The 19,662-nt window shown below is 33.0% G+C and carries 17 protein-coding genes; 9 read left to right on the top strand and 8 right to left on the bottom strand.

Annotated features, from left to right (window positions below; translation table 11 throughout):
• The first annotated feature begins 14 nt into the window (after window positions 1–14).
• Window positions 15–701: a Bax inhibitor-1 family protein gene (locus OH814_RS00845; protein ID WP_308826760.1), complete on the top strand. Its 687-nt coding sequence runs from the start codon at window positions 15–17 to the stop codon at window positions 699–701.
• A gap of 179 nt (window positions 702–880) precedes the next feature.
• Here the strand turns inward: OH814_RS00845 and OH814_RS00850 are convergent, their stop codons facing one another.
• The 3 genes from OH814_RS00850 to OH814_RS00860 all read right to left on the bottom strand — a co-directional run bounded on the left by OH814_RS00850 (window position 881) and on the right by OH814_RS00860 (window position 2,218).
• The gene (locus OH814_RS00850) at window positions 881–1,129 is read right to left on the bottom strand and encodes a DUF6952 family protein (protein ID WP_308826761.1); all 249 of its coding nucleotides are present in this window, start codon (window positions 1,127–1,129) and stop codon (window positions 881–883) included.
• Window positions 1,129–1,437, bottom strand: a complete 309-nt coding sequence (locus OH814_RS00855; protein WP_201134210.1) for a co-chaperone YbbN — start codon at window positions 1,435–1,437, stop codon at window positions 1,129–1,131. Before OH814_RS00855 ends, OH814_RS00850 begins: the two co-directional genes overlap by 1 nt.
• A 148-nt stretch (window positions 1,438–1,585) precedes the next feature.
• The gene (locus OH814_RS00860; protein WP_308826762.1) at window positions 1,586–2,218 is read right to left on the bottom strand and encodes a peroxiredoxin; all 633 of its coding nucleotides are present in this window, start codon (window positions 2,216–2,218) and stop codon (window positions 1,586–1,588) included.
• Between the two features lie 244 nt (window positions 2,219–2,462).
• Here OH814_RS00860 and OH814_RS00865 point away from each other — a divergent pair, with 244 nt between their 5' ends.
• Entirely contained in the window at window positions 2,463–3,275 is an 813-nt protein-coding gene (locus tag OH814_RS00865; RefSeq protein ID WP_308826763.1) for a GLPGLI family protein, read from the top strand.
• Between the two features lie 61 nt (window positions 3,276–3,336).
• Here the strand turns inward: OH814_RS00865 and OH814_RS00870 are convergent, their stop codons facing one another.
• Both OH814_RS00870 and OH814_RS00875 read right to left on the bottom strand, forming a co-directional pair.
• Window positions 3,337–6,276, bottom strand: coding sequence for an insulinase family protein (locus tag OH814_RS00870; RefSeq protein WP_308826764.1), 2,940 nt, complete (start codon window positions 6,274–6,276; stop codon window positions 3,337–3,339).
• A gap of 6 nt (window positions 6,277–6,282) precedes the next feature.
• Window positions 6,283–7,476 (bottom strand): pyridoxal phosphate-dependent aminotransferase, encoded by a 1,194-nt coding sequence (locus OH814_RS00875; RefSeq protein WP_123885090.1) that lies wholly within the window; start codon window positions 7,474–7,476, stop codon window positions 6,283–6,285.
• Window positions 7,477–7,732: 256 nt separating this feature from the next.
• Here OH814_RS00875 and OH814_RS00880 point away from each other — a divergent pair, with 256 nt between their 5' ends.
• The 6 genes from OH814_RS00880 (at window position 7,733) to OH814_RS00905 (ending at window position 13,401) form a co-directional block, all read left to right on the top strand.
• Entirely contained in the window at window positions 7,733–8,197 is a 465-nt protein-coding gene (locus OH814_RS00880; RefSeq protein ID WP_076558154.1) for a hypothetical protein, read from the top strand.
• A gap of 57 nt (window positions 8,198–8,254) precedes the next feature.
• Window positions 8,255–8,971: a hypothetical protein gene (locus OH814_RS00885; protein ID WP_076558156.1), complete on the top strand. Its 717-nt coding sequence runs from the start codon at window positions 8,255–8,257 to the stop codon at window positions 8,969–8,971.
• A 91-nt stretch (window positions 8,972–9,062) separates the two neighbouring features.
• Complete coding sequence (rsmG, locus tag OH814_RS00890) at window positions 9,063–9,698, top strand: 16S rRNA (guanine(527)-N(7))-methyltransferase RsmG (protein ID WP_115619109.1); 636 nt, start codon at window positions 9,063–9,065, stop codon at window positions 9,696–9,698.
• Window positions 9,699–9,761: 63 nt separating this feature from the next.
• Window positions 9,762–10,169 carry a hypothetical protein gene (locus tag OH814_RS00895; RefSeq protein ID WP_308826765.1) on the top strand — a complete coding sequence of 136 codons (408 nt, stop codon included), beginning with the start codon at window positions 9,762–9,764 and terminating at the stop codon, window positions 10,167–10,169.
• Window positions 10,169–10,705: a DUF922 domain-containing protein gene (locus tag OH814_RS00900; protein ID WP_308826766.1), complete on the top strand. Its 537-nt coding sequence runs from the start codon at window positions 10,169–10,171 to the stop codon at window positions 10,703–10,705. The genes OH814_RS00895 and OH814_RS00900 overlap by 1 nt, the downstream gene beginning before the upstream one ends.
• Window positions 10,702–13,401, top strand: a complete 2,700-nt coding sequence (locus OH814_RS00905; RefSeq protein WP_308826767.1) for a PD-(D/E)XK nuclease family protein — start codon at window positions 10,702–10,704, stop codon at window positions 13,399–13,401. Before OH814_RS00900 ends, OH814_RS00905 begins: the two co-directional genes overlap by 4 nt.
• Before the next feature lie 107 nt (window positions 13,402–13,508).
• Here the strand turns inward: OH814_RS00905 and OH814_RS00910 are convergent, their stop codons facing one another.
• From OH814_RS00910 to OH814_RS00920, 3 genes are all read right to left on the bottom strand, one after another.
• Window positions 13,509–14,687 carry an acyl-CoA dehydrogenase family protein gene (locus OH814_RS00910; protein ID WP_308826768.1) on the bottom strand — a complete coding sequence of 393 codons (1,179 nt, stop codon included), beginning with the start codon at window positions 14,685–14,687 and terminating at the stop codon, window positions 13,509–13,511.
• Between the two features lie 72 nt (window positions 14,688–14,759).
• A complete protein-coding gene (locus OH814_RS00915) occupies window positions 14,760–15,500 on the bottom strand; it encodes an NUDIX domain-containing protein (protein WP_076558168.1) in 741 nt (246 codons plus the stop codon).
• A 22-nt stretch (window positions 15,501–15,522) separates the two neighbouring features.
• The gene (locus OH814_RS00920; protein ID WP_308826769.1) at window positions 15,523–16,707 is read right to left on the bottom strand and encodes an MFS transporter; all 1,185 of its coding nucleotides are present in this window, start codon (window positions 16,705–16,707) and stop codon (window positions 15,523–15,525) included.
• A gap of 177 nt (window positions 16,708–16,884) precedes the next feature.
• On the opposite strand from OH814_RS00920, the gene OH814_RS00925 reads away from it, so the two are divergent.
• On the top strand, window positions 16,885–19,662 hold the full coding sequence (locus OH814_RS00925) for a SusC/RagA family TonB-linked outer membrane protein (RefSeq protein ID WP_308826770.1): 2,778 nt from the start codon (window positions 16,885–16,887) through the stop codon (window positions 19,660–19,662).

Genomic DNA, 19,662 nt, shown 5'->3' on the forward strand with positions numbered 1-19,662 from the left:
TAAATAGAAAACTTATGATGACAGATGTTTTAGTCGCACATTCTTCCGATGTAGAAAAGGCTAGTTTTTACAAAAAAACCTATTTGCATGTTGCTTTTGCAATTCTTGCATTTATAGGTGTTGAGACAGTTTTGCTAAATATTGTGCCGGAACAATTAATTTTGGCAATGTTTGCTCAGCGTTATCTTTGGCTTTTGATTATCGGTGTATTTTGGTTGGCATCTTTTTTAGCTACCAAATGGTCGCTTTCACAAAGTAAATCTACTCAATATATGGGGTTAGGTTTTTATGTACTTCTGGAAGCAGTAATATTTTTGCCATTGATATATATTGCGGTAGTGTATGCAGGAGGTTCTGTAATTTTTCAGGCTGCAACACTTACTGTAGCTATGTTTGCAGGAATTTCGGCTGTAGCATTTACTTCTAAAAGAGATTTTTCTTTCCTTAGAAATATTATTACAATCGGAGGTTTTATCGCTATAGGATTAATTGTTGCGGGGATGATTTTCGGATTTAATCTGGGATTATGGTTTTCTGTAGGAATGGTAATTTTAGCGTCAGCCACAATTTTGTATCAAACCAGCAAATTAAAGGATGCTTATGTAACGGATCAATATGTAGGAGCTTCATTGCAGCTTTTCGCATCTATCATGCTACTGTTTTGGTATATTCTTAGCATTTTAATGAGCAGAAGAAGCTAGTTTTAGTGAGAAATTATGAGTTATAAGTTATGAGTTTAATCAAAATTTTAATTCACTTTTATAAACCCAAAAAATCCTGATGTATTTTCATCGGGATTTTTTATTAAAAAATATGGGGAAACTTCAAAAAGTTTATATTTTTATAATAATTGAAATTTTTAAATATTTCAATCTTAAATTTACTTGTCAATTGACCCTAAAACCTTTTGAGCAAAAGAGTTTAAAGCATCTTTTTCACTCATTCCGTTTTGTACGTTTGCATGAACTTCCAAAGCTCCACAGATATTGGTAATCAATTCACCTGCAACATTCATATCCTCTTCTGTAGTTCCTCTGAACTCTGTGAAAGATTCTAAAACCTCTAAAGTTTTTTCTAAATTTTCCAGAGTTTGGTTTTGATAAAACTGTCTGATTACTGGTAACTTCATTATGCTAATTCATTAAAAAGGTTAATTAAACTTTCCGCTTGGTTAGACTGCACTTGGTTGACCAATTCACCGTTTTTGAAAATTGCGAAAGTAGGTAAGTTGTCAACTTTTGCTAATTTTCTGCTTTCCGGTAATTTTTCTGCATCTACATATAGAAAAGGAATTGCATCGTTTTCAGCTGCCAGTTTTTTAAATTTAGGCTTCATGATTCTGCAGTTTCCACACCATGTTGCGCCGTATTGTACAACTACTTTTTCATTGTCGCTAACGATATTTTGTAACGTATCTTCTGTTAATTCTGTATACATAATTTTAATTTTTTATAAAAAATAAAAAATGTAGCAATCTAATAATTTACCAGTGTAACAATTAAATTTAGTAGACCCCAAATATTGGTAAACTGCTACATTGTTATATTGGTACATTATATTTTGCTACATTGTTACATTAATTTTATTAGTTCTTCGCCAAATATTCAGCAGTAGAAGTTCTGTCAGCTTTCATTGCATCTTTACCTTCTTCCCAGTTTGCAGGGCAAACTTCACCGTGCTTCTGAACGTGAGTATAAGCATCGATCAATCTTAAATATTCTTTTACGTTTCTTCCTAGAGGCATATCATTTACCGACTCGTGGAATACTTTTCCTGTCTCGTCGATCAAATAAGTTGCTCTGTAAGTAACATTTGAACCTGTGAAATACTCATTTCCTTCTTCGTCAAATTCCAGATCCTGATCTACAATATCTAATAAGTTTGCCAATTGTCTGTGAGTATCAGCTAAAAGCGGATAAGTAACTCCTTCAATACCACCGTTGTCTTTTGAAACGTTCAACCAAGCAAAGTGAACTTCGTTTGTATCACAAGAAGCACCGATTACTTTAGTGTTTCTTTTTTCAAATTCACCTAAAGCTTCCTGAAATGCGTGAAGCTCAGTCGGGCAAACAAAAGTAAAATCTTTTGGATACCAGAATAAAATCACTTTTTGTTGGTTTTTTGTAGTTTCTTCAAAGATGTTGATTCTAAGATCATTACCCATTTCAGACATTGCGTCAATCGTTACGTTTGGAAATTTTTTACCTACTAAAGACATAATTTTTCTAATTTTTAATTTGATTAATTTTACAGTGCAAATATACACAGTTTTGTCTATTGAAAAAATAACTTTCGATAAATAAAATCTATAATAGTTTTTACAATTAAATAAAAAAAGAGCTTCTTTCAAAGCTCTTTCTGGTTTTTAGTAACTGAGTATAGTTGACTTTCTAATTATAATTATTAATATAATGTTACTTGTAATCTTATCTATTTCTCATTATAATCGTATCTTCATGATTATGAAAACACACACATGGTTTTTCTTTTTTATAATTATATTTTCAAACAATATTTCCGGTCAAAATAAAACATTTAAATATGATTTAAACTACAAACCAAATTTATTAAAAGATAGTCTGGTTTTAGAAAAGACTATTTTAGACATTAAAGATGGAAGCTTATCTATTTTTAGAACAGAACAAGAAAAAAAATCAGATTCACTTATAGCTAAAACTGGTTTTGGTTTTGGAAGAAAACCTATGCTCGAACATCAATTTTACATCATAAAAAAGATACCTGACAATGAAGTTTTAAAAAGTATTCAAACAATGTTTAGAGAAATATTGTATATAAAAATTGACGAAAAACTTGATTGGACTATTTTATCTGAAAAAGATAAAATCGGAGCTTTTGAAGTTCAGAAAGCAACACTAAATTATGGCGGAAGAAATTGGACTGCATGGTTTGCAAATGAAATCCCAATTCAAGACGGACCCTATATTTTCCATGGTTTACCAGGTTTAATTGTGAAAATTTCAGATGATCAGAATAATTTCATTTTTAACCTGACAGAAATTAAAAATCTGAATGGAGAAATTTATTATAGAACAAAAGGCACAGAAATAACTTGGGATCAGTTAAAAAAAATGTCTGAAAATTTTTACACAGATCCTTTATCTCGTGTAAAGTCGATGGGAATTCAGTTTAAAAAAGATGATGGATTAGGGGGTACGGTTTCTGTTGACATGAAAAGCGAATCAGAAAGAATGAAAAAAATGATTCGAGAAAATAACAATCCTGTAGAACTCAACCATAGAATTGACTATAAATAAAAACTATAGTTGCATTTACAATTAAATAAAAAAAGAGCTTCTTTCAAAGCTCTTTTTGGTTTTAGTAACCGAATATTTCTGTAAGACTTAACTTTTTAAGTTCACCTAATTTCAGCAAATCTTCATCCTTTACTTTATCTTGTGAAGCAACAAGACAATACGTGTAATTTTTCCCTTTCATTTCATTATCATGGAAAGTATTGATGTCTGCAAAACTGATTTTCGGAGACTGCTCATAGACACTTTTTCTTCTGTCATAATCAAGACCTAATTTTTGAGCTGATAAATAAGAGAAAATGATTCCGTCTTGTGTAATTCTTTCTGCAGCGATTGTTTTTCTTAATCCGCTTTTTGCGGTTTCAAATAGCTGCTCAGATTTTGGAAGAGTGGTTAAAAGCTCATTCATTGCAGTTGTAGATTCATTCAGTTTATCGGCCTGAGTTCCTACATAAGCCGTAATCATATTTTTGTTTTCTTTTTTGTTTGGCTGTCCAAAATATGAATACGTAGAATATGCCAAAGCTTTAGATTCTCTGATCGTCTGGAAGACAATAGATCCCATTCCGCCACCAAAATAATTATTAAACAAACTTATTGTCGGACTAAGTTTCGGGTTATAATTATCTGCATTTCTTACCCAGAAAATTTCAGCTTGTACCATGTCATAATTGGCAAACAAAACTTTATTTTTATCGGTAGGAATCTGCGCAAAAGTTTTAGATTTCGGCATTTCTTTCAACGTTGCCGGAACTTTATGAATCAGCGTTAAAGAAGATGCAACTCCGTGTGCAGATTTTGGTCCGTAGTGAAGAATTTTGTGTTTATAATTAAATAAATCATGAAGGATATTCACCAAATCTTCTGCTTTTAAAGCATCTAATTCTGCATCAGTTAAAACATTGTTGAAAGGGTTTTGAGAACCATACTGAGCATAACTTCTCAATCCACTCATGATTGTTCCTTTGTTTTGTTTTGCGTTGGCTCTCGCTTTTTTCAATCTTGCTTTATAAGCGGTTAAGGCTGCTTCATCAGCCTGACAGTTTTTAATTAAATCTTCAAATAAAGCTGCTGTTTTATCAAAGTTATCATTTAAACCCTCTAAAGAAACATACGTATCTTCGTTACCTGCACTTACATTAAAGCTTGAAGCTAATTTGTAAAATTCTTTGCTTATGGCTTCAGAAGACTTATCTTTTGTTCCTAAATATTGTAAATATTCTGCAGCTAAAGGAAGCATTTTGTTGTTCCATTTTCCTGAATCGAAGTAATAATACAATCTGAAAAGCTCATTATCCGTGTTTTTTACAGAAAGAACATCTACACTTTTTACTTTGCTTTTCTCAATATCTTTATCAAAATTTAACCAAACCGGCGAGATAGTATTTTCCGGCATCTCCTGGATCTTTTTAAGAAACGGAGAATTATCTTCTCTGTTTACAGAAACCGGCGTTATTGTTGGCTTATCTACTTTTACAATACTTTTGTCTTCGCCTTTTTTCTTATAAACTGCGACATAATTGTTATTTTGAAGATATTTAGATGCAAAATCCATAATATCTTTTTTGGTAAGCTTAGAGATTTCTTCTAAATATTCCAAAGAAGCTTTATGATCGATATCAGAGGTAAATTCATCCATTAAGATGCTTGCTCTGGAAGAATATTTTTCATCTTTTTGAATAATACTTTTCTTCTCATTATTAACGATAGACTGAATTAAATCATCTGAAAATTCACCTTTTCTAAGTTTTTCAATTTCCTGAAGAAGAAGAGTTTTCACTTCATCCAATGATTGACCTTCAGTTGGTCTTCCTTGTAAAATTAAAACAGAATAATCTTTTAAAACATACGGAAAAGCATATGCATTCAAGAGTTTTTGTTTTTTCACAAGATCCAGATCAATCAATCCGGCTTGGCCGTTGGTCAGCATATTTCCGATTAAATTTAAAAGCCTTGCGTCTTTGGTGGTAGCTCCCGGAAATCTGAATCCCATCATTACACTTTCAGGATTAGGGCCTACAACTTCTTTTATAACTGGTGAAGAAATTGGTTTTTCTTGTCCTACAACGTATTCCGGAACGGCTTTAGACTTCATATAAGAAAAAGCCTTATCGATTTTCCCAATCATCTCATCCGGATTAAAATCTCCCGACATTATCACTCCCATATTGTTGGGAACATAATAATTGTCGTAATATTCTCTAATTGCTTTTAAAGAAGGATTTTTCAGATGCTCGATTTTTCCGATTGTCGTCTGTTTACCATAATTGTTATTCGGAAACAACGTTTCAAATATTTTATCATATACTTTGTCGGTATCATCATCCAAAGTCCTGTTTTTCTCTTCGTAAACTGCTTCAAGCTCTGTATGGAAAAGCCTTAAAACAGGCGCTCTGAAACGTTCGGACTGTACAGCGAGAAATTTATCAACCGCATTGGCCGGAATATCTTCTACATAAACAGTTTGCTCAAAAGAAGTAAATGCATTCGTGCCGTCTGCGCCCATTCCTGACATCATTTTGTCGTATTCATTGGCAATCGCATAGTTTGCAGCTTCTCCCGAAACCTTATCTATTTCTTTATAAATTTCTTTTCTTTTGGCTTCATCTTTTGTCTGGTTGTATTTCTCATAAAGAGCATCCACTTTATCTAAAAGAGGTTTTTCTTTTGCCCAATCTTTTGAACCAAACTTATCTGTACCTTTAAAAAGCATGTGTTCCAGATAATGTGCAAGACCAGTGTGGCTTGCCGGATCGGTTTTACTACCGGCTTTTGTTGCAATGTAAGTTTGAATCCTTGGTTCTTTATTGGTTGCACTTAAAATGACAGTCAATCCGTTTTTAAGCTTATAATATCTTGCAGAAGTAGGATCATTGGTTACATATTTATAGGTGTACCCATTTGATTTCCCTTCTTTCCACTGGAAATCCTGAGCCTGTGCATAACCACAGAAACTTGCTGCTGCAATGCTCGTTACAATTGTAATTTTTTTAAATAAATTCATTTATGTTTAATTAAATTTTGCTAGTAAATCTTTTATTCTTCTCATCGCTTCTCTCAAATCGTCTTCAGAAGCTGCATAAGAAAACCGGATACATTCCGGGCTACCGAATGAAACTCCGCCAACACATCCTACATGAGCCTTTTCCAAAATAAACATGGCAAAATCGTCTGCATCTTTTATTTCGGTTCCGTCTAATGTTTTTCCTATATAATGAGAAATATCGGGGAAGAAATAGAAAGCAGCTTTCGGTAAAAGCACTTTAAATCCAGGAATTTCCTTCATCAAACTGTACACAAGATCTCTTCTTGTTTTGAAAGCATCAATCATGTATTTATATTCTGAAGGATCAGTTTTTAAAGCAACAATTGAAGCTCGTTGAGCAACAGTATTCGCTCCGCTCGTCATTTGTCCCTGAATTTTTTCACATGCTTTTGCCAACCATTCCGGACAAGCAGAATAACCAATTCTCCAGCCCGTCATTGCAAAAGCTTTAGACATCCCGTTGATTACCGCAGTTTGCTCATAAACTTCCGGAAACTGAGCGATCGAGGTGGTTTTAGTTTCGTAATTGATATATTCGTAGATTTCGTCAGAAATTATCGTTACATGAGGATATTTAGCGATAACTTTCGCTAAAGATTTTAATTCGTCATATGTGTAATATCCGCCTGAAGGATTACAAGGCGAGCTGAAAAGAACAGCCTTTGTTTTTTCATTAATCGCTTCATCCAACTGTTCTGCAGTGATTTTAAAGTCGGTAACATAAGAAGTCGGAAGCATTACAGAATTTCCGCCCATCATTTTTACCATTTCATCATAGCTTACCCAGAAAGGAGTCGGTAGAATTACTTCATCTCCATCATTGATAATCGCTGCTAAGACGTTGATAATTGCCTGCTTAGCTCCGTTTGAAACACAGATCTGTGTAGGTTTATAATCGAGTTGGTTATCTCTTTTTAATTTTTCTGAAATCGCCTGACGAAGTTCTAAAAATCCCGGAACAGGCGAGTAGTGGCTGTAATTTTCATTAATTGCTGTAAAAGCTGCTTGTTTAATATTATCGGGAACATCGAAATCAGGCTCACCCAATGTTAAAGAAATCACATCTATTCCGCTGGCTTTCATCTCTCTAGCTTTGTTTGACATGACGAATGTCTGGGAGTAACCCAATCTGTTTACTCTGTCTGAAAGTTTATTCATGTATTCTTTTTGTCTTTTAAACAAATATATATAAAAACTTAATTTTAACAGAACATAATTTTGGATTTAATGTTAATGATTTTTTTACAATCATAATAGATTACGCATCTTTTAAACCTGATTATCTGATACTTAACATAATAAATTAATCACTAAAATGTTTGTAAACTATTCTTTTTTTGCTTTGTTTTGTAATGTTTTAAAATTGTGCACAAAATTTTGAAAATTAATATTACTAACAATAAAAAAAAAGAATATGAAAAATTTTAAAAGTATTTTTTCTGTCTTAGTAATGTCTTTGATGATGTTTTCTTGTAATGAGAGCAATCAACGAGAAGAAGTTACAAACGAAATAAAAAGAGTAGAAACCATCATTTTGCCAGGTGGTACAAATGCAAAAGGCGAAATATCCGGAACTGTAGAGTTTACCTTTAATGAGAATTCCGAAGCTGTCACAGATATTGTAATGAGTCCAAATCTTTCTGATTATTTAAATCTTTCTGATGAGGAATTAGAAGTAATGGTTAATAATGAAGTCCAAGCAACTACCGCAGGGGCTGGTGAACATGATCACGCAAGTTGTATACAGGGATGTAATACAACATATACTAATGCTGATGGAACTAAAAAACCAGGTAGAGGTGCTTGTAAGTTTAATTGTTGGGTTTCAACAACAGTACAGGTTTTAAAGGCAGTTGCAACAATAACAGCAAGTACGTAATTAATATTGGTAATTTCAAGGGTCGGCTACCTACCCTTGATCTTTTATAACATATTTATGGTTAAAATAATTGTTTTATTGCTAATGTTATCTTTTTCACTTGTTTCTTGTCAGTCAATTTTAGCGAAAATAGTCAGTGACAAAAACATTAATAAGAAAAAACTAGTTTATAAGAATAAGCAAGGCAAATATCTCGTTTATCTTCCTACCGTTCACATAGGCAAAAAAGAATATTATTATTCAATAAAGAAAGAAGTTGATTCTTTAAGGAAAGAAGGTTTTATAATTGCTTACGAAGGAATTATTTTTGAAATAGAAAAAAATGATTTTGAGAAAAATGCAAGAAAAGCCAGAAAAATCATTGGATATAATATTGCAAATATCAATTACAATAACATTAATAGTTTACCAAAAGAATATTCAATAAAAAACTATATAGTTCAAAGTAATGAAAAAACTGGAATAGTAAATACGGATTATAATGTAGATATGTCACTTCATGATCTTATTGAAAAATATGAATTAAAATATGGTTCAGTAATACTGTCCGAATGTGACTTACAAACACCATTATCTGCAAAATACATTTGCAAAGAAAAAAAGAAACTTCCTAAATACTATTTTACTGATGAACTAAGGAATAATGAAGCCTTAACTAAAATTTCGTTGTTGATAAATAAAAATATTGTTCTTTTGTATGGTAAGGGTCATAAATTTATGATTCATGCAGGTCTACTAAATAATGGTTATGAACTAGTAAGTGGCAAACTATAAACTTGTTGTAGCATTATATTTAAAACTTCTTTATATACAAAGAAGTTTTTTTTATTTTTTAAACTTATTTTTGCCCTTTAGAATTACTTTTATGTCGATAGCAATCATTCAAAAATACTTTCCGGATCTTTCAGAAAAACAAATTGAGCAGTTTACAATGCTTGAAAGCCTTTATGGAGAATGGAACGAGAAAATAAATGTCATTTCCCGAAAAGATATGGAATCCCTTTATGAGAAACATATTTTACATTCTTTAGGCATCGCAAAAATCATGGAATTTGCTCCCGGAACGAAAGTTTTAGATGTTGGAACCGGAGGTGGTTTTCCCGGAATTCCTTTGGCAATTTTGTTTCCTGAAACTAAGTTCACCTTAATCGATTCTATTGGTAAGAAAATTACGGTTGTGAATGCAGTTGCAGAAGGAGTTGGATTATCAAACCTTACGGCAATCCATGGAAGGGCAGAAAAAGTAAAAGAAAAGTTTCATTTCGTGGTGAGTCGTGCCGTTACTCAAATGCCCGAATTTTTAAGATGGCTGAAAGGTAAATTTGAAAAAGAACAGCTTAATGCAAAGCATAACGGAGTTTTATATCTAAAAGGCGGAGATCTTGCCGAAGAACTTGCCGGATTAAAATGTGAACTTTTCAATCTAAAAAATTACTTCGATGAAGAGTTTTTTGACACCAAAAAAGTAGTTTATCTTTCAAAGGGTAATTTTAATTCTTAAGATAGTATTATTTGGAATTTTTTTTTGCTAAATTTATACTTCCAAACGATCAAATCCGATGTCATGAAATCTCTATTAAAAATTAGTTTTGCTGCGGCAGTTTTAGGTCTTTTTTTCACTTCCTGTAAAGATGATGATGATTATCAAACGATAGAATCTGTAGATAAAGTAAAGATCGACAGTGTAAAAATCGTTAGTGACACGATGAGTGTTTTTTCGGTTCAGAGTATCAGAACGTATTCAACTTACGCTTCAGGATGCGAGGGATTTTACGGGTATGATTATATTCACAAAAGCGATTTTGAAAGGGATGTTACCGCATATCAGTATTTCACAAACGGTATATGCAAACAGGCAAGTCATCAATCAGCAAATCAGATTAATTTTAGTCCGCAGAAAAAAGGAAATTACACATTCAGATTCTGGAATGGTGATAATAACTGGATTACTAAAACAATTGTAGTGGAATAATGAGTTTTTTTTTAATAGTTTTTGTATTGATTTTCAATAATATATCAGCTCAAAATATTTACTGGAGCGAAGATCAAAAATTGGTTTGGGATAATTTTAAAAGCAAAACCAATAATCTGGGTGGCTCAACAGTAGTAGCCTACACCCATTGCGGCTGGGAATATTCTGCAACGACATCAAGCGATCCTAAAGTTCCCGTAAAAATCACTATTCAGACGGTTTTTAATGAGAACAAATCATGGAAAGATGTCAAAAGGATCAATGATTATGTGTTGCTTCATGAGCAAAAGCATTTTGATATCGCCGAAATTCATGCCAGAAAACTCAGAAAGGAAGTTTCAGAAAAAATAAAAACAACAGCCGATTACAATAAGTTTTTCAAATCAATTTACGCTAAAATCTCTTCCGAATACAAAAATTTTCAGGCTAATTACGACCGTGCTACCGAGCATGGAATGAATAAAGAAAAGCAGGCAGAATACAATCTTTTGATTACCGAAGAACTCGAAAAACTAAACAACTATCAGAAACCTTGAAATTTCTAAATAAAATCATCGATGAATTATTAGCCCAAAATACTGATTTATCGCAATTTAGTATTGTTCTTCCCGGTAAAAGACCGATCGTTTTTATACGCCAGATTTTAGAAGAAAATAATTATTCCGGGTTTCTGCCTAATTTTTATACGATTGAAGAGTTGATCGTTAATATCGTAGATCAACAGACCATTCAGGGGATTTCTCTGTGGCTTTTCGCATTTGATGTTTATAAAGGCTTACATCTTATTCCAAACGACGATTTTTCCGAATTTTTGAAATGGTTTCCTACACTCCAAAAAGATTGGGATGATATTTTAAAATTTTCAGATTCTGATGAAGCCGTTTTGCAATATATGTTTGATGAAGAACGTATAAAAGAATGGGCACAGGATTTGGGTGACGATGATGAAATTCCGCGAAAAAAGTTCCTGAATTTCTGGCGCAATATGAATATTTTTCTTCCTGTTTTAAAGAAGAAACTGAAAGAAAAAAACTGGGCAACTCCGGGAATGATTCACGAATCGGCAAAAGCAAAAATAGGGGAGTTTGCGAAAAACAATATCGAAAATTTTGTTTTCTGTGGCTTCAACGCATTTACTCCTGTTGAAGAAAAATTAGTGAGGAATCTTCTCCAGTGGAATAGAGCACAATGCTTTTTCCAGGCAGACCGATATTATTTTGATGACGAAAGACAAGAAGCCGGAAAATTTCTTCGAAATCACAAAATGTGGAAAGAATTCAATGACAGCAGAGCTTTCAACTGGATCGAAGATGACTTTAACCAACCTAAAAACATTAAAGTCTACGAAGTCTCAGGTAATGTAACGCAAACCAAGATTTTACCTGAATTATTTAAAAACATCAATAATAAAACATACACCAACACGGCCGTTGTTTTGCTTGATGAAAATCTTCTTCCTGCAAGTCTGGATGTAATGCATGAGGTTGAAAACCTAAATATTACCATGGGTTTTCCGCTGAAAAACCTCTCTTTTTCTAATGCCGTAAAACAGCTTTTTTATCTTCAGAAACAGCTTGAAAAAAGCAAATCTTCTTATTATTACCGCGATGTTTATCCAATTCTTGAAGAACTGCCAAAATCTGATGATGACGAAAAAACAATCAACGATTTTAAATCTAAAATAGAAGAAAGAAATATCGTTTATATTTCTCAAAAGCTTTTAACTGAGCTTCTGGGTAACCTTTCGTATTTTAATTTACTTCAGAAAGCAGATTCCGGATATCGGTTTTTGGATGATCTTATAGCATTTTGCAAAAAAATCAAATGGCTTGAGTTGGATGATATTCAGTATGAAAACGTTTCTCATTTTGAAAATGCATTCAGAATTATTAAAAATCAGATTACGCCTTATGGTTTTGAAATCAAGATGGAAACGCTTGAAATCCTTATCAACCAACATATTAATTCAGAAAGTATAGATTTTCAGGGTGAACCGTTAAGGGGACTTCAGGTAATGGGACTTTTGGAAACCCGTCTATTAAACTTCGAAAACGTGATTCTACTATCGGTTAACGAAGGGAAATTACCACTCGGAAACTCACAAAATACCTATATTCCTTTTGATATAAGAAGGCACTTTGACTTGCATACATTCCTTGAAAATGACAGTATTTATGCGTATCACTTTTATCGATTAATTCAGGATGCGCAAAATGTACATTTACTTTTTAACGCATTAAGTTCGGGAGTAAATACGGGAGAAAAAAGCAGGTTTATTACTCAGATCGAAATGGAAAGTTCTCATCAGATCGAGCACGTTATAGTTGAAAATTCTTCAGAGCCTATTTTAAGCCAGCCAATCGAGATTTTCAAGACTGAAATTGTTGAGCAGCAGCTTTTAAAATGGAAAGAAAAAGTTTCGGCTTCACATTTAACAAGTTACCTTTATAATCCGATTGATTTTTATCTTTCAAAGATTTTAAACACCTCTGAAGCGGATGAAATTGAAGAAGAATTATCTATTAGAAATTACGGAAATTTAGTTCATTACACCCTTCAAGAAGTATATGAAGTATTAAAAGGTAAAGTTTTAAAATCAAATGATTTACAAACTTCAATTAAACGGATAGATGAATTTATAAATATTGCTATTGAAAAGCTAAAACATCAGCCTGAATTTTACAATAAAGGGATGAATTTCATTCATAAAGCCATTGCTAAAAAAGTAATTGAGAATATCCTAAACCATGATTTGGAATTGATAAAAGCAGGTAATTCCTTGGAAATAATTGATATTGAAAGAAGATTTGAAGGCGTAGATTTTTATCTGAATGAAGAAAGATCTGACAAGGTTTATTTCTTTGGTTTTATCGACCGAATTGACCGATTAAATGGAACGGTAAGGATTATCGATTATAAAACTGCAAAAACAAAAAATCTTACTGTAAAAATTGATGAGTTAAATAAATCAGACTATTTCCAAAATAGCGACAGAAAACAGGCGATGCAGCTTTGCTTATATCAATATGTGATACAAAGTTTACCCGAATTTTGGGGATTTCCTGTAGAAACCGGAATCTGGAGTTTTGCGGATGCCAAAAAAGGAGTAGTGTCATTAGAATTTGCTCAGGGAAGTCTTGATGAGGCTATGGTTTCTATTCAAAATTTAATACACGAAATTCTGAATCCTGAAGTAAGCTTTTTAGAAAATGTGAAAAATTATAATTTTTAGCCTGATTAGAAATAATAATACTGGAAATTAATTTTCGATAAATTAATAAATAAATAAACCTCACAGGTTTTTAAAAACCTGTGAGGTTTGAGAAATATAATTTTAGCCTAAAAAGCATTAATTCCTGTAATATCAAGACCTGTAATCAACAAGTGAACATCGTGTGTTCCTTCATATGTAATTACCGATTCTAGGTTTGCAGCGTGACGCATCATTGGGAATTCTCCCATAATTCCCATTCCGCCAAGAATTTGTCGTGATTCTCTTGCAATATCAATTGCCATTTTCACATTATTTCTTTTTGCCATAGAAATTTGAGCAGGACTTGCTTTGTGGTCGTTTTTCAAATTCCCTAATTGTAAACAAAGCAATTGAGCTTTAGTGATTTCTGTTAAAAATTCTGCCAATTTTTTCTGTTGCAGCTGGAACCCACCGATTGGTTTGCCAAACTGTTTTCTTTCTTTAGAATATTGAACAGCCGTACAGTAACAGTCGATTGCTGCTCCGATTACACCCCAAGAAATTCCGTATCGTGCAGAGTTTAAGCAAGATAAAGGTCCTCTCAGTCCTGTTACATTAGGTAATAAATTTTCTTTTGGAACTTTCACATCGTTGAAAACCAATTCACCGGTTTTAGAAGCTCTTAAGCTCCATTTATTGTGAGTTTCGGGAGTGGTAAAGCCTTCCATTCCTCTTTCAACAATTAATCCCTGTACTTTTCCTTCTTCATTTTTAGCCCAGATTACTGCAATATCGCATAACGGAGAATTGGTGATCCACATTTTGGCCCCATTCAAAAGATAATGATCTCCCATATCTTTAAAATAAGTTTCCATAGAGCTTGGGTCTGAACCGTGGTTAGGCTCTGTAAGACCGAAAGATCCGATCATCTCACCGGAAGCTAGCTTGGGTAAGTATTTCTTTTTTTGCTCTTCAGAACCGAACTCATTGATCGGGAACATCACCAAAGAACTTTGTACAGACGCCGCAGAACGCACCGCAGAATCTCCTCTTTCCAATTCCTGCATAATCAAACCGTAAGAAATCTGATCAAGACCAGAACCACCGTATTCTTCAGGAATGTATGGTCCTAATGCACCAATCTTCCCCAATTCTTTCATCAGATTCGGCAGATCGGTATGATTTTGAGCTGCTTCATCAATATTCGGCATTACAAAACTCTCCACCCAATCCCTTACAGATTGACGTATAAGCTTGTGTTCTTCGGTAAGTAAGGCATCAATCCCGTAGTAATCGGGAATGCTTGTAAGAGGATAATATGACATGTAATTTAATTTTCCTAAAAATAAGATTTTTTCGGAATGCTGAAAAGAAAACTTTTTTAAAGAAAGAAAAAACTACTTTTTAATAAATTTATAGAGATAAGGTGCTTTATTTGCAGAACCATCAAATAGCTTCTCCATTCTTTCTAAAGAATTGGTACTTAATATTTTGCGCTGAAAATTATTTCGTCTGAATTTTTCACCTAAAATTGTTTCATACAACGACTGCAAATCTTTCATTGTAAATTTTTCGGGCAATAAATTACTTGCAGCAACCTGAGTATCAATGTTTTTCCTTAAATATTCTAGTCCTTCGGCAATAACCCGGTCGTGATCAAAAGCCATTTGCGGAAGTTTATTTACTTCAAACCAGGCACAAGATTCATTAAAAGCATCCGGAAAAGTATTGGCCATTGTAAAATCTATCAGACTGCAGTACCCAACTGTAATAAATCTCTGTAAAATCCAGTGATCTTTAGGAACGTCAAGACCTTTGTTATTGATCAATGTTTTGTGAACATTATTGTGCGTTCTATCCAGTCTTCCGAAAGTATGAAACTGTTCTAAAAACAGCCCTTTAAGATGTGTTCTTTCATACAAAACACGATCTGCAGCTTCTCTCAAATCTTCATCAATAAAAACAAAACCACCGGGAAGTGAATACAAATTGAGGTCGTGGTACTTTAATAATAAGACTTTCAGGATATTATCATGAAACCCAAAAATAGTGCAATCTACCGATACATTGGGTATAAGGTCTTTACTATCAATAAGTTCTTTTAATGTTTCTATGTTTTTATTGTGATCAGTTTTCATGCAGTAAAAATAAAATTATTTTTTAAATTCTATCAGAACTAAGTTTAAAATAAGAAAATGCAAGAACAGAAACCATTATTACGGCTCCCAAAATATAGAGAGAGTAATAGGTAAGCATCTGATTTTTAAACAGTATCGAAATAGATATCGAATTTATTGAGCTGCTTATTGAAGATACGCTTACTATTAAAGAAGTAAAAGTATTGATCTTATTCTTGTCAATTTTTGCAATCATTTTTGAATTGATCACCGGATAGAGAGGTGAAAGAAACAAACCGATGACTGGAAAAAGAAATAATAAAACCTTTGTATTTTCACTGAAATAAAATTGGAGTCCTGAAATAATAATCAGCAAAAAGATAATCATCATTACGCAGAACATAAAATATTTTGATAATGAAAAACGCTGAATAATCTTTGATGTAATCGTTCTGCCTGTGTAGGAAAAGAGTGCCAGAAATGAAGATGCCTGAAGTGCGAAGAAAGAATTTACCTTTAAATGATCTTTGTAAAATGATGGAAGCCAGGAATTAAAGCTTTGCTCGATGAAAATAATAAAAAAACTTACTGCAAAGAAAAGAATGATGGTTTTTTTACCAAATCCTGACAAGTCAGGAAAGATTCTCGTGGTTTTGTTTTCCGGTTCCGCAATTTTAATTTTAGAAAAAAGATAAACCGTAAAAAAAGAAATCAGAGAAATAGACATGAAGCCAAATTTCCAATATTCGCCAAACTGACTGGAAATTAACCACCCAAAACCTGTATTTACTGTAAAAATACCAATCATAAAAGAAGCTTCAACACTATTCATGGTTTTAGCTAAAGATTTTTCTTCGGTCATATTATTTCGAATGATACCGTAAACACATATTTTCCCTATCGCAAAACAGGTTCCTATAATGGCAAACCATAATTTGAAAAACCAAAATACTTCAACAAATGGTAAAAATAATGAGCAGGTTCCAACAAGCATCAAAGCAAATATCAGTGATTTTTTGGTTCCGAAACGGCTTATAAAATTAACAGCAAAAAGTGAAAATATAGCAATCGGTATATCTTTAAAAGATTCTAAAAAACCCAGCTTATCGTAGGTAATATTTTGCTCGGAAAGTTGAAGAATTACAATCCCCATACAATTTAAAACCATCGAAAAAATAAGGAAAGTTAGTTTCAGCGGAAGTGCAATATTGGGTTGTTTGGCTGCCATTTTAGGGAATTTGTTCAGGCCATATTTTAACAAATCATGAATTATTTATTAAGTTCAACAGCCTTTGATTGCCCAAAAATAGTGGAAATATTAAAATATTTATTAAAAAAATGTTAATTATTAAAAAAAAAATATATTTTTATTGTCTCAATTTGAGAATTAAAAAACTAACTATATATGAATGTAAAAATATCAAAGAGTCTAGGGTTGGTTGCTGTACTATATTTTACTGCAAATTTCAATGCCCAGACTGCACCACGTGATACTGTTTCCAAAGAACAAAAGATTGAAGAAGTAGTTGTTATCGGTTATGGTTCAGTAAAAAAATCAAACCTAACAAGTGCGGTTTCTACCGTAAAAGCTGAAACTTTTGACGACAGACCTATTTATAATGTAGGGCAAGCTCTGCAGGGAAATGCCGCAGGTGTGAATGTTATCCAATCTTCAGGCAAACCCGGAGCAGCAATAGATGTAAAAATCAGAGGGAACAATTCAATCTCATCAAGCGTAAACCCGCTTTATGTAGTAGATGGAATTCAAACTTTTGACATCAGTGGAATTAATCCTGATGATATTACAGATATGACCATTCTGAAAGATGCTACTTCTGCAGCAATTTACGGAATCAACGGTTCTTCGGGAGTTGTAATTGTCACTACAAAAAGAGGAAAAGCTAATAAACCGCAATTGGCATTCAATGCTTATTGGGGAATGTCTAAAACGGTAAACAATATTGATGTTTTAAATTTAGACCAATACAAAAAGTTGATGGCGGAAATTAATCCATCTTTTCTTACTACAATTAACAATCCACGATATGAAGGGATCAATACCAATTGGAAAGACGAAGTCTTCAGAACAGGTTTTGATCAAAATTATAACGTAAATTATTCTTTTGGAAACGAAAAAGTAAGAGCTTATACAGCATTGGGTTATCAGGGAATTGACGGAATTATTGACCCGGCTAGATTCGAAAGAATTTCGGCCAAATTAAATTTAGATGCAAAAATTACCAATTGGCTTAAGCTTACCGGTAATTTCAATTACATCAATACAGGTTTGAAAAACACAAATGATAATTTAGGAACTTCGAGAGGAGGGGTTATTTTAAGTGCTTTAAACACGCCTTCTTTTCTTCCAATTTATGGTAATCAGCTAAAAGTAAGAGAGAAAGATGCTTCCGGAAATTTCATTGATGGTTATAAAGACGGACAGTTTGCTTTAAATCCTTTTCAGTCTTCTTGGGAAAATCCGGTGGCTTATCAATCTAGAAAAAATGAAACTCAGACGCAGCGTTTTATGAGTAACTTAGGATTGGAAGTTAATCTGCTTAAAAACTTAGTGTGGAAACCAACAGTTTCATTTGACCTAATTGAAAGTACAAACGACCAATTTACAGATGGTTACCAAACAAGCTATGGAAGAGAGAAAAAAGGTATTGGAGGTAAGTATTTATCAACCTATCAAGATTTGAATATTGAAAATACTTTAACATATACCATAAAATCAGGAATTCATGATTTGGCTTTATTAGGAGGAAATCAGATTCATGAGAAAAGAAATTCATGGCATAATTACTGGGGAGACAGCTTTCCAGAGGGAGCTTCAATGTTCGATTTTAATACTGCTGTAAATAGACATGAAAGTTTGGTAAAAGAAAATTTGCGTGAATTGTCATTCTTTGGTAGAGCTTTATATACTCTTGATAACAAATATACCATTATGGGAGTTTTTAGATACAATGGTAGTTCGGCTTTAGCTGACGGAAATAAATGGGGATTCTTCCCTGGTATTTCTGCATCTTGGGTGGTATCAAATGAAGATTTTCTCTCTGATAGTAAGGTAATATCTGAATTAAAATTAAGAGGAGGATGGGGACAGACTGGAAACGTTTCAGGAATTCCTCCATATTCACATTATAATTTGGAAAGACAAACCGAATTAGGCAATGCAGGCTCTTGGTACACTCGCCAATGGGATAGTAGTAATTTAGGCTGGGAGGTTACAAATGATACAAATATAGGTGTTGATTTTGGCTTTTTAAGTAACAGAATTAAATTGAGTGTCGATGCATATCATCGAAAAACAAATGATCTGATAATTCCAATACCAATGGGACCTGCACAAGTGCCTTTTTATAGAAATGTTGGAAATATGGAAAATAAAGGGTTAGAATTTGCTTTAAATACTCAAAATTTTAAAGGAGAAGGGTTTAATTGGAATACCAACTTTAATATTTCATTCACCAAGAATAAAGTATTACAGCTAAATTGGGTTCCTATTCTTGATAAAGCTAATATCGAAACTGTAGGAGCTAATTTGGTGAGATTTACTCCGGGACAAGCAATTAGTTCATTTTATGGGTATCAGGTGGATCATATTGACTCTCAGACAGGGGATATTGTTTATAAAGATAACAATGGAAACGGATATTTTGATACTGGTGACAGAACATTCATAGGAAATCCAAACCCTGATTTTTCTTTTGGATTTAGCAATAGTTTTTCATATAAAAGCTGGTATTTAGATGTATTGGTTACAGGATCTTATGGTGGTGAAATTTACAATGCATCCAGATTTGATTTGGAAATGATGAATGACTTTAAAAATCAATCAACTGCAGTTTTAGACCGTTGGACAACTCCAGGACAAATTACAAATACTCCAAGAGCTAATTCTCCAAGCTCACAATATGTTTCAGACAGATTTGTAGAAGATGGTTCTTTCTTAAAACTTAAGAGTGCTACATTAGGTTACAATTTCTTGAGTCCGTTCAAAGGCGTAAGTAAAATCAACTTATATGTAACTGGTCAAAATCTTCTGACTTGGACAGATTATACCGGCTTCGATCCTGAAGTGAACGCTTTCAACACAACAAACGGTGTGTCTGGTGTTGATTACGGTACTTATCCTCAGGTAAGAACATTTATTTTCGGTCTTAAAGCTAACTTTTAA

Origin of the sequence: Chryseobacterium sp. CFS15 (assembly GCF_031118795.1) — a bacterium.
GTDB lineage: Bacteria > Bacteroidota > Bacteroidia > Flavobacteriales > Weeksellaceae > Chryseobacterium > Chryseobacterium indoltheticum.